Annotated in this window: 14 protein-coding genes; 7 read left to right on the top strand and 7 right to left on the bottom strand. The window is 66.4% G+C overall.

Annotated elements, in window-relative coordinates:
* Positions 1-115: 115 nt before the first annotated feature.
* On the top strand, positions 116-1,027 hold the full coding sequence (locus FSZ31_RS05130; RefSeq protein ID WP_147121935.1) for a hydrogen peroxide-inducible genes activator: 912 nt from the start codon (positions 116-118) through the stop codon (positions 1,025-1,027).
* Between the two features lie 12 nt (positions 1,028-1,039).
* Here the strand turns inward: FSZ31_RS05130 and FSZ31_RS05125 are convergent, their stop codons facing one another.
* The 3 genes from FSZ31_RS05125 to pgsA are packed head-to-tail and all read right to left on the bottom strand — an operon-like array spanning position 1,040 to position 2,307.
* On the bottom strand, positions 1,040-1,492 hold the full coding sequence (locus FSZ31_RS05125) for a molybdenum cofactor biosynthesis protein MoaE (protein ID WP_147121934.1): 453 nt from the start codon (positions 1,490-1,492) through the stop codon (positions 1,040-1,042).
* A complete protein-coding gene (locus FSZ31_RS05120) occupies positions 1,489-1,752 on the bottom strand; it encodes a MoaD/ThiS family protein (RefSeq protein ID WP_201739121.1) in 264 nt (87 codons plus the stop codon). Before FSZ31_RS05120 ends, FSZ31_RS05125 begins: the two co-directional genes overlap by 4 nt.
* A gap of 3 nt (positions 1,753-1,755) precedes the next feature.
* A complete protein-coding gene (gene pgsA, locus FSZ31_RS05115) occupies positions 1,756-2,307 on the bottom strand; it encodes a CDP-diacylglycerol--glycerol-3-phosphate 3-phosphatidyltransferase (protein WP_147121933.1) in 552 nt (183 codons plus the stop codon).
* Positions 2,308-2,445: 138 nt separating this feature from the next.
* Between pgsA and FSZ31_RS05110 the strand changes: the two genes are divergently transcribed.
* The gene (locus tag FSZ31_RS05110) at positions 2,446-3,717 is read left to right on the top strand and encodes an MFS transporter (RefSeq protein ID WP_147121932.1); all 1,272 of its coding nucleotides are present in this window, start codon (positions 2,446-2,448) and stop codon (positions 3,715-3,717) included.
* Positions 3,718-3,780: 63 nt separating this feature from the next.
* Here the strand turns inward: FSZ31_RS05110 and FSZ31_RS05105 are convergent, their stop codons facing one another.
* From FSZ31_RS05105 to FSZ31_RS13030, 3 genes are all read right to left on the bottom strand, one after another.
* Positions 3,781-4,011 carry a hypothetical protein gene (locus tag FSZ31_RS05105; RefSeq protein ID WP_147121931.1) on the bottom strand — a complete coding sequence of 77 codons (231 nt, stop codon included), beginning with the start codon at positions 4,009-4,011 and terminating at the stop codon, positions 3,781-3,783.
* Positions 4,012-4,099: 88 nt separating this feature from the next.
* Positions 4,100-4,945 carry a carboxylating nicotinate-nucleotide diphosphorylase gene (gene nadC / locus FSZ31_RS05100; RefSeq protein ID WP_147121930.1) on the bottom strand — a complete coding sequence of 282 codons (846 nt, stop codon included), beginning with the start codon at positions 4,943-4,945 and terminating at the stop codon, positions 4,100-4,102.
* A complete protein-coding gene (locus FSZ31_RS13030) occupies positions 4,942-5,064 on the bottom strand; it encodes a hypothetical protein (RefSeq protein WP_268934257.1) in 123 nt (40 codons plus the stop codon). The genes nadC and FSZ31_RS13030 overlap by 4 nt, the downstream gene beginning before the upstream one ends.
* 3 nt (positions 5,065-5,067) lie before the next feature.
* Between FSZ31_RS13030 and FSZ31_RS05095 the strand changes: the two genes are divergently transcribed.
* The 5 genes from FSZ31_RS05095 to FSZ31_RS05075 all read left to right on the top strand — a co-directional run bounded on the left by FSZ31_RS05095 (position 5,068) and on the right by FSZ31_RS05075 (position 10,156).
* Positions 5,068-5,868, top strand: coding sequence for a DUF1206 domain-containing protein (locus FSZ31_RS05095; RefSeq protein ID WP_147121929.1), 801 nt, complete (start codon positions 5,068-5,070; stop codon positions 5,866-5,868).
* Between the two features lie 157 nt (positions 5,869-6,025).
* Entirely contained in the window at positions 6,026-6,712 is a 687-nt protein-coding gene (locus FSZ31_RS05090) for a hypothetical protein (protein WP_147121928.1), read from the top strand.
* A 288-nt stretch (positions 6,713-7,000) separates the two neighbouring features.
* On the top strand, positions 7,001-8,026 hold the full coding sequence (gene aroF, locus FSZ31_RS05085; protein WP_147121927.1) for a 3-deoxy-7-phosphoheptulonate synthase: 1,026 nt from the start codon (positions 7,001-7,003) through the stop codon (positions 8,024-8,026).
* Entirely contained in the window at positions 8,023-9,594 is a 1,572-nt protein-coding gene (locus FSZ31_RS05080; RefSeq protein WP_161595955.1) for an anthranilate synthase component 1, read from the top strand. The genes aroF and FSZ31_RS05080 overlap by 4 nt, the downstream gene beginning before the upstream one ends.
* Positions 9,587-10,156 carry an anthranilate synthase component II gene (locus FSZ31_RS05075; protein ID WP_161595954.1) on the top strand — a complete coding sequence of 190 codons (570 nt, stop codon included), beginning with the start codon at positions 9,587-9,589 and terminating at the stop codon, positions 10,154-10,156. Before FSZ31_RS05080 ends, FSZ31_RS05075 begins: the two co-directional genes overlap by 8 nt.
* A 16-nt stretch (positions 10,157-10,172) precedes the next feature.
* Here FSZ31_RS05075 and FSZ31_RS05070 read toward each other — a convergent pair whose 3' ends face one another.
* Complete coding sequence (locus tag FSZ31_RS05070; protein ID WP_147121924.1) at positions 10,173-12,041, bottom strand: ABC-F family ATP-binding cassette domain-containing protein; 1,869 nt, start codon at positions 12,039-12,041, stop codon at positions 10,173-10,175.
* Between the last annotated feature and the right edge of the window lie 23 nt (positions 12,042-12,064).

The raw sequence follows: 12,064 nt of genomic DNA, 5'->3' as shown, positions 1-12,064 counted from the left end.
GCTCCGTTACCCAGACATAATAGGTTCGCGCGCGGCGCATTTCCAGTGACGAGCGTTGACCACGGCACGATTGCACGACAAAATCGATCATTAACGCATTATTGATCGAGTCCTTGTGCAAAATTACCTTCCGACGCTCAAACAGCTGCAATATCTCGTCGCCTTGCAGGAACACGGCCATTTCGGCCGCGCCGCAGAGAGTTGCTTCGTCACCCAGTCGACGCTTTCTGCCGGGATTCGCGAGCTCGAATCGCTGCTCGGCACGATGCTGGTCGAACGCACCCGGCGCGTCGTCCGCTTTACCCCGCTCGGCGACAAGATCGCGGCGAAGGCCAACCGCGTCTTGCGCGAGGCAGAGGATCTCGCCGCGCTCGCCGCAGCTTCGGGCAAGCCGCTGACGGGCGACCTCAGGATGAGCGTGATCCCGACGATCGCGCCCTTCCTGCTCCCCCGCCTGCTGCCCAAGCTGCGCGCCGAACGTCCGCAGCTCAAACTCTATCTGCGTGAAGAAACCAGCCAGGCGGCGTGCGATTCGCTCCACCACGGCCAGGTCGATTGCGTCCTGCTCGCGCTACCCTATGCGTGCGGCGACATCGAACACCAGACGCTGTTTTCCGACCGGCTGTGCGTCGCCTTTCCCGCCGAAGCCGCGGGCGACCTGCCCGATGCGATCGCGCCCGATTCGATCGCGGCGTCGGACCTGTTGCTGCTCGAGGACGGCCACTGCCTCAAGGATCATGCGCTGGCGGCGTGCAACCGGCCCGAACTGCGCTCGGGCGCGGTGATGATGGGGACATCGCTCCACACGCTCGTCCAGATGGTCGAAAACGGGCTCGGCATCACGATGCTGCCGCAGATGGCGATCGATTCCGGCATCCTTGCCAACACCTCGATCGTCACACGGCCGATCGAATCGGACAATGACGCGCGCGACATCGCGCTGGTCTGGCGGCGCAACTCGCCGCGTCGCGACGAATTCGAAATGCTCGGAGAAATCCTCAAGACGCGGTTCGAAGCGGCGTCGTAAGGCGGCGTCAGCCTAGTCCCAACGCGCGGCGCTGGCGTGGTCGGCGGGGCGCGGCGCGACCCACGCGCTCTTGCCGTCGGTGAAATGTTCGCGCTTCCAGAACGGTGCCGCGGTCTTGAGCCGGTCGATCGTGAACGCGACCGCATCGAGCGCGGCGGCGCGATGCACCGCCGAGGCGCCGACGAAGACGATCGGTGCAGCGAGGTCGAGGCGGCCGAAGCGGTGGACGATGGTCAGCGCGAGGAGCGGCCAGCGCGTCGCCGCGTCCCGCGCGATCTGTTCGAGCGCAGCCTGCGTCATGCGCGGATGATGTTCGATCTCGAGCGCGCTGAGGCCATTGCCGCCGCGCACGATCCCGGTGAAATTGGCTATGCCGCCCGCACCCGCCGCACGCAGCTGCGCCATCAGCGGTCCGGCGTCGAACGGCTCGGCCTGGACCGAAACCGATATGCGGGTATTGCTCATCCGCCGGTCATCGGCGGGAACAGCGCGACGCTGGTGGCACCGTCGAGCGAGGTATCGGCTTGCGCCATCACGTCGTCGACCGCGATAAGGACGCTGTCGTCGAAGGTCGCGTGGCCCGCTTCGTCGCGTTCGCGCAGCCATTCGACCAGCATGCCCGCCGAACCGACCGCGGTCGGCAGCGCGACATCCTCGGCAGAGCGGCCCATGGCTTCGCGAAACTTGGCGAAATATTCGATTCTGATCGGTCGGTGGTCGGACATGGCTCAGTCCATATGGCGCAGGCCGGAGCGCAGATAGTCCCATCCGGTGATCAGTGTCAGAACTGCGGCAGCCCACAGCGTGATCACCCCGACATCCTTGACGAACGGGTATTGCGGCAGGCCGCCGGCGAGGATCAGCGCGCCGAGCGCGATCATCTGGAACGCCGTCTTCCATTTCGCCAGCCGCGTCACCGGCATCGAGACGCGCAGGTCGGCGAGGAATTCGCGCAGGCCCGACACGACGATTTCGCGAACCAGGATGACGATCGCCGCAATGACGTGCCAACCGGCGATGTCGCGCGTCGCGCACAGCATGACGATGACCGCGCCGACCATGATCTTGTCGGCGATCGGATCGAGGAAGATGCCGAGCTTCGACACCGTGCCCCGCGTCCGCGCGACATAGCCGTCGAAATAATCGGTGATGCCCATCAGGCAATACAGGACGAAGGCGACCAGATAGCCGAGGTGCCAGCCCGGCCACCACAACAGCGCGACGAGCAACGGCACCGCGAAGATCCGCGACAGGGTGAGGAGGTTGGGCAGGCTGAGCATGATAGGGCGAGACCTTAGACCGCCCTGCGCCCGCTTGAAAACCGTTTTGACCGCGCCAGCGTCAGTCTCTACACCCCCCACGGTGCAAGGGGGCCGAACGCGGTCGCACGGTCGGGCGAAGATAGGGCAACCGTATAGATGCAAACATCGCTCGTATTGTTGAAACGCCGCCATTTCGGCCCGCTCTTCGCAACGCAGTTCCTCAACGCCTTCAACGACAACCTGTTCAAGATGGCGATGGTCGTCCTGGTCACTTACACGATCTATTCGAACCCGGCGACCGAGGCGCAGTTCAATGCGCTCGCCAGCGGCCTGTTCATCCTGCCCTTTTTCCTGTTCTCCGCGCTGGCCGGACAGATCGCCGATTCGAGCGACAAGGCGCGTGTCATCCGCTTCATCAAGTCGGCCGAGATCGGCATCATGATCGTCGGCAGCGTCGGCATCTATTTCGAGCTGGTTCCCGTGATGCTCGCCGCCTTGTTCGCAATGGGGGTTCATTCGACCTTTTTCGGACCGATCAAGTACGCCATCCTGCCGCAGCATCTCGAACCCGAAAACGTTCTTGGCGGGACCGGGCTGGTCGAAGCGGGCACCTATCTCGCGATCCTTTCGGGCACCGTCGTCGGCGGCATCATCCCCCCCGCCTGGGCCGCGATCGCCGTAATCCTCGTCGCAATCGTCGGGCGGCTGACCGCGAGCGCGGTCCCCTATGCACCGCCCGAGGCCGATGCGCCGCCGCTCAAGCTCGACTGGCACCTGATCCGCAACAGCTGGAATCTCGTCTCGGGGACGATGCACATTCCGCGCCTGTTCCTCGCGATCATGTCGATCAGCTTCTTCTGGGCGATCGGCGCGGTGATCATCGCGATTTTCCCGCCGCTGGTGAAGAACCTGCTCGGCGCGGACGAAAGCGTCGCGACGGTGTTCACCGCGGTCTTCTCGGTCGGCGTTGCATTGGGCTCGATCGCAATCAACCGGATGCTCAAGGGCAAGGTATCGGCCAAGTTCGCGCCGGCCTCGGTCATCGTCATGGGGCTGTTCATAGTCGATCTGTGGTATTCGGTCGGTCACTGGGGGCCGGTCGGCGGTCAGCTGATCGACTGGCGCGATTTCCTTTCGCTTGCGAAAGGCGACCGCGTGTTCATCGATTTGCTCGGCATCTCGGTCGCGGGGGGGATGTTTGTCGTGCCGCTTTACGCCTTCCTGACGACGACCGTCGCCAAATCGATGACCGCGCGAACGATCGCAGCGAACAACATTGTCAACTCGGCCTTCATGGTGCTCGGCACGCTGATCTACGGCACGCTCGTCTATTTCGGGGTGACGATCGACGACACGCTATTGTTCGTCGCCGCCGCGTGCCTCGTTTCGGCGTGGCTGGCACAGAAACTCCACCGCGCCTGCGACTGAGGGCGGTTCGGGCGTCGTTTCGGGCCAGCAAGGCTGTCCCGACGCACGGCGCAAGCCGGAGACCTACGCGAGGAAGATCATCGCCGCGGTGAAGAAGGCGACGAAGCTCATCATGAACTGCCGGACATCGTCGTTGGCGATCAGCGGTGCGCGCGTCGGGCGATAGTCTTGCCAGTCGGTCGTGTTCGCCTGCGAGACGATCGCACCAGCGGGCGCGCGGCGGACGCGGCGGCGATCGCGGATGCGGATTTGGCCAACCCCCGACGGGGCGGGTATCGTGATCGTGTTGCTCATGGGCCAAAGGTTAAGCCCGCGTTTACTATCTGACTAGGGGGCAAGATGGTAAATGCGTGCCTGTCCCTCGACGGGACGAATCCGCGGCTCAGTCGGGCGAAAAGTCGAGCCCGATATCGGCCGCGGGTGCCGATTGCGTCAGCCGCCCGACCGAGATGAAATCAACCCCCGTCTCGGCAATCGCGCGAATGGTATCGAGCCGCACGCCGCCTGACGCCTCGGTCGGGACGCGACCGTCGACGAGCGCGACCGCGTCGCGCAGCGTATCGTTGGCCATGTTGTCGAGCAGCAGGTGCGTCGCCCCCGCATCGAGCGCCGGTGCGATCTGGTCGATCCGGTCGACCTCGACGATGATCCGCTCGATCCCTGCGGCGACCGCGCGGCGGACCGCCTCGCCGACCGATCCGGCGACCGCGACGTGGTTGTCCTTGATCATCGCCGCATCGTCGAGCCGCATGCGGTGGTTGGTCGCACCGCCCATGCGGGTGGCGTATTTTTCGAGCACGCGCAGTCCCGGGATCGTCTTGCGCGTATCGAGCAGCGTTGCCCCCGTCCCCGCGATCGCATCGACATAGCGCCGCGTCATCGTCGCGATGCCGGTGAGATGCTGGACGGTGTTGAGCGCCGAACGTTCGGCGGTCAGCATCGCGCGCGCCAGTCCGGTGAGGCGCATGAGGTCGCCGCCCGCGCCGACACGCGCGCCTTCGTCGGCGAGGATCTCGATTCCGACATCGGCGTCGAGCGTGCGAAAAAACGCCTCGGCGATCGGCAGGCCCGCGACGATGACGTCCTCACGGCTGTCCATCACGCCGGCAAAGCGGGCATCGGCGGGAATCGTCGCGCGCGACGTGATATCGCCATGGTCGCCAAGGTCCTCGGCAAGCGTGGCGGCGACGAAGGCGTCGAGGTCGAAACGGTCGAGGGTGAAGGTCATGCGCCTGCGCTACCGACCTTGAACGAACCCGGCAAGCCGTCGCAGGCAGCGATTTCGAAACGGACGCGGAACAATGGCCATCGCAGCGCATTGTCGAGGTTCTGTCCCTGGGGAGCCATTGAATGAACCGCCTGCGCCGCGTCGAAACCTTTGCCCGGCTGGGCTATCTTGCGCGCGGGATCGTCTATGTCCTGCTCGGCTATCTCGCCTTCGCCTCGTCGCGCGCGAAAAGCCCGAGCAATGTGCTCGCCGAGATCAAGGACATGTCTGCAGGCGAACCGATCCTGCTGCTCGTCGGCATCGGTCTCGCCTTTTACGGCCTGTTTCGCCTCTATGGTGCCGCGCTCAACATCGACGGCGAGGACAAGGACGCGCTCGGGATCGGCAAGCGGATCGGTCATGTTGCCAGCGGGCTCGGGCACATGGTCCTCGCGTTCGTCGCGCTCAAGGCCGCGTCGGGCAGCGCGACCCCCGCCAAGGAAGGCGGCGACCGTAGTGGCGAGGCCGCCTCGTTCCTGCTGTCGCTCCCCGCCGGCGAGATCATCCTCGCACTGATCGGACTCGGTTTTCTCGCCGCCGCCGCCGAGCAGGCGCACAAGGCGTGGACCGGCAAGTTCATCCACGAACTCGATGCCGACACGCCGCATTCGGCCAAATTTCTCGGCCATGCGGGCTATGCCGCGCGCGCCGTGGTCTTTGCAGTGATCGGCTGGAACATCGCCGCCTCGGCGCTGTCGGGCAATTCCCGCGAAGTCGGCGGTGTCGGCATGGCGCTCGAAAAACTGCGCGAAAACCCGACGGTCTTCACGCTCGTCGCGATCGGCCTGTTCCTGTTCGGCCTGTTCAGCCTGGTGATGGCAAGGTTCGCCCGTATCTGCGACGAGGACGTCGTGACCAGGCTCAAACAGTCATTGCAAAGCTGAACGGCCGGCGTCCCGGCATCGGCGACAAGCGATCGGTCGGGTCTCATCCCGCCGCCCGACTGGAAAATCCGTAGCTGGTCGTGTAGATAGCGACGCCTTGGACCACGCCGCGCGATACGGCATCGTGTCGCTTGCGCATTCGACCTGGAGACGCACCATGTCACACGCCTTGCTCGCGACAATCGCCATCATCGCTGCCGCCGGAGGAATGACGGCCCAGAGCCAGCCTTCGCGCCACCAGCCCGAAGCCCAGGCGGCGGAGTATTCGGCCAAGCAGTGCGAACAGGCGAAAAACTGGCTGGTCGAGACCGAAGGCCGTGGGGGCGATACGGCCGACAACCAGAAACAATATGGCATCTGGTCGAGCCCCGCTTGCGTTGCCCATCGCCGTCCGCGCCAGCTCGACGTAACTCCGCAGATGCGCAAGACGATCGCAATGCTCAAGGAAAACGGCATCGATATCGAAGCGCGCATGCCGGCCAAGGTCGCCGAATGCCGCGCCAAGGCACCGGGGGCGCTGCTCGCCCTGCCCGCGAGCGAACGCGCGACGATGACCGTCGACGAGGTCGCCGCGACCTGCGTCCTGAATGCCCGCACCGATCTCTATGCCGAAGCGCTCAACGAACTGAATGCCGATCGCCAGAGTCAGTATGCCAGGAAAGAGGCCGAATACGAGCGGCTGAAGCAGGAGCGCGATGACAAGCTGGCCGAAAATGCACGGATCGAGAAAGAGCAGGCCGAAAAGCTTGCCGCGTACAAGGCCGACTATGAGCGCAAGATGGAGGAATGGCGCACCGCGGTCGCCCTGTGCAAAAAGGGCAAACGCGAATACTGCGCCAAGTAGCAAGGCATGGCGCGAACGCGCCCGGGGTGCCGGTTCGGCATTTGCCGATTGACCGCCCCTGCCCTTGCCCATAAGTTGCGGCCATTGCCATGCCCCATGAACCCGCCCCTTCGCTGACTTCGATCGCCGCCTTCGCGCAGCGCAATTGGTGGTGGACGCCCGCATCTTCCCGCTGGCGCGGCCGTATCGCATGATCCTCCCGGTCTCCTGAACGAGACCATCCCGATCCAAGCTCCCGGCCCGCCTCAGGCGGGTTTTTTATTGCCTTTTTTCCGGAAGACCCAAAGCATGATCATCGTTCTCAGACCCCAGGCCACCGCCGCCGAAGCGCAGGATATCCTCGCGCGGATCGAACAGGCGGGGCTTCAGCCGCTGCACATGCCCGGCTCCGAACGCGTCGTCCTCGGCGCGCTCGGCGACGAGCGCGTGCTCGCCGGCCTCCACCTCGACAGCCATCCGATGGTCGAATCGGTCAAGCCGATCCTCACGCCGTACAAGCTGGTCAGCCGCGAAACACATCCGCACGACACCGTCGTCCATATCGGCAGCGGAGAGTCGACGACGGCGATCGGCGGCACCGCGCTGGCGATCATCGCCGGTCCCTGCGCGGTCGAAACGCACGACCAGATGCTCAATACCGCCCGGGCAGTCAAAGCCGCGGGCGCCTCGGCGCTGCGCGCGGGCGCATTCAAGCCGCGCACCAGCCCCTATGGCTTTGCCGGCCATGGCGAGGAAGGCCTCAAGATCCTGCGCAGCGTCGGCGACGAAGTCGGCCTGCCCGTCGTCACCGAGGTGATGGACACCGCCGATATCGACACCGTCGCGCAATATGCCGATGCGCTCCAGATCGGCGCGCGCAACATGCACAATTTCGCGCTGCTCCGTGCGGTCGGCGCGGCAGGCAAGCCGGTGCTGCTCAAGCGCGGCATCGCGGCGAAGATCGACGAGTGGTTGCTGGCCGCCGAATATATCCTCGCCGCGGGCAACCCCGACGTCGTCCTGGTCGAGCGCGGCATCCGCACTTTCGAAACCGCGACGCGCAACACGCTCGATCTCAACGCGGTGCCCTATGTCCGCCAGCGCACGCATCTGCCCGTGCTGGTCGATCCGTCGCACGGCACCGGCATCCGCGATCTCGTCGCGCCGATGGCGCTGGCGAGCGTCGCGTGCGGCGCCGACGGCCTGCTGATCGAAGTCCACGAAGACCCCGAACAGGCGCTCTCCGACGGTGCGCAATCGCTCTATCCGGCGCAGTTCGACGGGCTGATGCGCGCGCTCGCGCCCGTCGCAGCCGCGGTCGGGCGCACATTGTGAGGCGCGATACCGCCGGCGGCACCGGGGATGCGATCGCGCTCCACCGGCGCCTGTCGCTCCCCGCCGACGCGCTCGCGCTCCACGCCGCGCTGACCGATCGTGGCGAGCGGTCCGACACGATGCTGTTCGAGCGGACCGTCGGGCCGACGCTGATCCTCGACGCTGCCGCGCTGCGCATCGTCGCGCGCGGGCAGCGCGTGACCGCCGAAGCGCTGTCGGCGAACGGCGAGAACCTGCTCGCGCTGCTCGTCGATCGCCTGTTAGTCCATGTGACCGATTCCGCGCCGACCGCCGTGCAGTTCGACTTTCCGCGACCGACCGGCGACGACCCCGCCGCGCGGCTCGCCGCCCCCTCGCCGTTCGATGTACTGCGCGCCGCGCTCGCCCCCGTCTCGCGCTCGCCCGAGGAGCCGTTCACGCTCGCGCTGCCCGGTATCGTCGCGTTCGACCATGTCGACCTGTTCGAGGATCTGCCCGCCAACGCCGCCGACCCGCTCGATTTTCCCGACCTCGTCTTCTGGGTCGCCGAATCGCTGGTCGTGATCGATCCCGGCGCGCCGCCCCGGCTGATCTGTACCGCCTTCGGATCGGCCGATGCCGCGGCATCGACGCGCGCGTTCAACGACGCATCGCAGCGCCTGACCGCGCTCGTCGCGCGTTGTGCCGCCGCACCGCCGTTTGCCCCCGTCCCCGTCGCCGCGCTCAACGATCACCGCGCCGAAACCGATCTCGACGACGCCGCCTATCGCGCGGTCGTCTCCGCGATGCGCGAGCACATCGCCGCCGGCGAGGTTTATCAGATCGTCCCGTCGCGCAGCTTTCGCCTGCCGTGCTCCGATCCCTATGCCGCCTATGCGGCGTTGCGCGCCTTCGATCCCAGCCCGTACCGCTATTACGTCACGGCGCCCGACCACACGTTGTTTGGCGCCTCGCCCGAAACATCGGTCCGCGTCTATCGCGAGTTCGGCACGGCGATGGTCGAGGTCAAGCCGATCGCGGGCACGCGTCCGCGCGGTGCGAGCCCCGACGCGGACGACCGGCAGGAGGCCGACATGCGGCTCGACACCAAGGAGCTCGCCGAACACATGATGCTCGTCGATCTTGCCCGCAACGACGTCGCGCGCGTCAGCACGAGCGGCACGCGCCGCATTGCGCGGTTGATGACGACCGAACGCTATGCGCGCGTCATGCATCTCGTCTCGTCGGTCACGGGGCAGCTGCGCGAGGGCCATGACGGCCTCCACGCGCTCGTCGCCTGCCTCAATGTCGGAACGCTGAGCGGGGCGCCCAAGCTGCGCGCGACGCAGTTGCTCCGCGGCGTCGAGGCGACCAAGCGCGGCCCCTATGGCGGCGCGATCGGCTGGCTCAACGGCGATGGCGACATCGATACCGGCGTCGTCATCCGCACCGCGGTCGTGCAGGACGCGATCGCGACGGTGCGCGCCGGCGCGGGCGTCGTCCACGACAGCGACCCACAGGCCGAGGCCGACGAAACGCGGCGCAAGGCCGATGCGGTGCTGGGCATCATCGCGGGCGTCGAAGCCGCGGGGGGTGCGAGCAATGCGTAACGTCCTCCTGATCGACAATCTCGACAGCTTCTCGTTCAACCTCGTCGAGGCGTTCGAGCGGCTCGACTGCCGCGTCTCGGTCCGCCGCAACACGATTGCGGCGGGCGAGGCGATCGCACTTGCCGAAGCTGAACATGCATTGATCGTCCTGTCGCCCGGACCCGGTCGGCCCGAGGACGCGGGATCGCTCATGAGCATCGTCGATGCCGCGATCGGCCGCTGCGACGTTCTCGGCATCTGTCTGGGCCAGCAGGCGATCGTGCTGCACGCGGGCGGCCGTGTCGATCGCGCGCCCGTGCCGGTTCACGGCAAGGCGTGGCCGCTCGACCACGATTGTCGCGGTCCGTTTACCGGCCTGCCCGGCCCGCTCCGCGTCGGGCGCTATCATTCGCTGTGCACGCCCAATCCGCCGGAGCGTTTCACCGTCCATGCGCGGATCGGTGCAATGGCGATGGCGATCAGCGACCGCGCGGCGCGCCAGACCGGGCTGCAGTTCCACCCCGAATCGATCCTGACGCGCGACGGCGACGCGATGCTGGCGAACATCCTCGCCGGACGCTGAGATGCTCCGCTGAAGCCTAGGCAGCAACCTGTTCGAGCTGTTCGCTGACCTCGAGCCAGCGCGCCTCGGCAGCGGCGAGCGCATCGGCGACCTGCGCGCGGCGTTGCGCCAGTTCGCCCATCGTCAGCGTCGCCAGTTCGGGCGGCGCGGCGGCGGGGTCGAACATCGCGTGGTCGATCGCCTTGCAATCGGCATGCAGCCGCGCGCTTTCGGCCTCGGCGGCCTTCGCTTTCTGCTTGAGGTCGCGGGCATCGTCGCGCGCCTTGGCGGCGGCCTTGCGGTCCTTTTTCGATTGCTTGGGCTTGGCGTCGGCCTTGGGCTGGTTCCGGCCAAGGACGAAATCGATATAATCGCCCATGCTGCCGGGATAATCGGTCGCGCGGCCGTCATCGACGAGCACCAGCCGGTCGGCGGTCAGTTCGACCATGTGGCGGTCATGGCTGACGAGGATCACCGCGCCGTTATAGCCGTTGAGCGCCTGGACCAGCGCTTCGCGGGCGTCGACGTCGAGATGGTTGGTGGGCTCGTCGAGGATCAGCAAATGCGGCGCATCGCGCGTCACAAGGGCGAGCGCGAGGCGGGCGCGTTCGCCGCCCGACATCTTGGCCACGCGCTGCGTCGCACGCTCGCCCGAAAAGCCGAAGCGACCGAGCTGCGCGCGCACCGCGCCGGGCGTCTTGCCCTTCATGGCGCGCGTCATGTGCTCGAGCGGCGTGTCGTCGCCGGCCAGTTCCTCGACCTGATACTGGGTGAAATAGCCCACCTGCATCTTGCCCGAGGCGTTCATTTCGCCTTCCATCGGGGTCAATTGCGCCGCCAGCAGCCGCGCCAGCGTCGTCTTGCCATTGCCGTTGCGGCCGAGCAGCGCGATCCGGTCATCGGGATCGATCCGCAGGTTGAGCCGCTGCAGGATCGGCTTGTCGGGGACATAGCCGACCGCGGCGAGATCGAGCGTGATCAGCGGCGGGCGCAGCTCGGTCGGATCGGGAAAGTCGAAGCTGAGGCTGGGATCGTCGACAAGCGCGGCGATCGGCTGCATCTTGGCGAGCATCTTGGCGCGCGACTGCGCCTGTTTCGCGGTCGAGGCGCGCGCCGAATTCTTCGCGACATATTCCTGCAAGCGCGCGCGCTGCGAATCCTGCGATGCCTTGGCCGCCTCGAGCTGCGCGGCGCGTTCGGCACGCTGCGTTTCGAAACTGTCATAGCCGCCGGGATAGATCGTCAGCTGGCCGCCCTGGAGGTGGACGATCGTGTCGACGACGTTGTTGAGCAGGTCGCGCTCATGGCTGATGACGACGAGCGTGCCCGGATAGGCCTTGAGGAAGTTCTCGAGCCACAGCGTCGCTTCGAGATCGAGATGGTTCGACGGCTCATCGAGCAGCAGCACGTCGGGCTCCGAAAACAGCAAGGCGGCGAGCGCGACGCGCATTTTCCACCCGCCCGAGAAGCTGTCGAGCGGCTGGCCCTGCATGTCTTCGTCGAAGCCGAGGCCGATCAGGATCCGCGCGGCGCGCGCCGGGGCGCTGTAGGCGTCGATCGCGAGCAGCCGGTCGTGAAGGTCGCCAAGCCGGTGCGGATCTTCGCAATGCTCGGCTTCTTCCATCAGCGAGGCACGCTCGATATCGGCGGCGAGCACGGTGTCGAACGGCGTCGCGGTGCCCGCCGGAGCTTCCTGCGCGATATAGCCGAGGCGCGTATCGCGCGGCATCTCGATCTCGCCCTCGTCGGCTTCGAGCTCGCCGATCATGACCTTCATGAGAGTCGATTTGCCCGCACCGTTGCGCCCGATCAGGCCAACGCGCGCGCCTGGCGGGATTGCCGCCGTGGCACGATCGAGGATCGTCCGCCCGCCAAGGCGCACCGTGATTGCATTGATTGTCAGCATGGGCGCGCGCTTAGCAGCGAATG

This window comes from Flavisphingopyxis soli (assembly GCF_007995095.1).
GTDB lineage: Bacteria > Pseudomonadota > Alphaproteobacteria > Sphingomonadales > Sphingomonadaceae > Flavisphingopyxis > Flavisphingopyxis soli.
The sequence above is the reverse complement of the archived record's forward strand: the minus strand, read 5'-3'. Positions and strand labels throughout refer to the sequence as shown.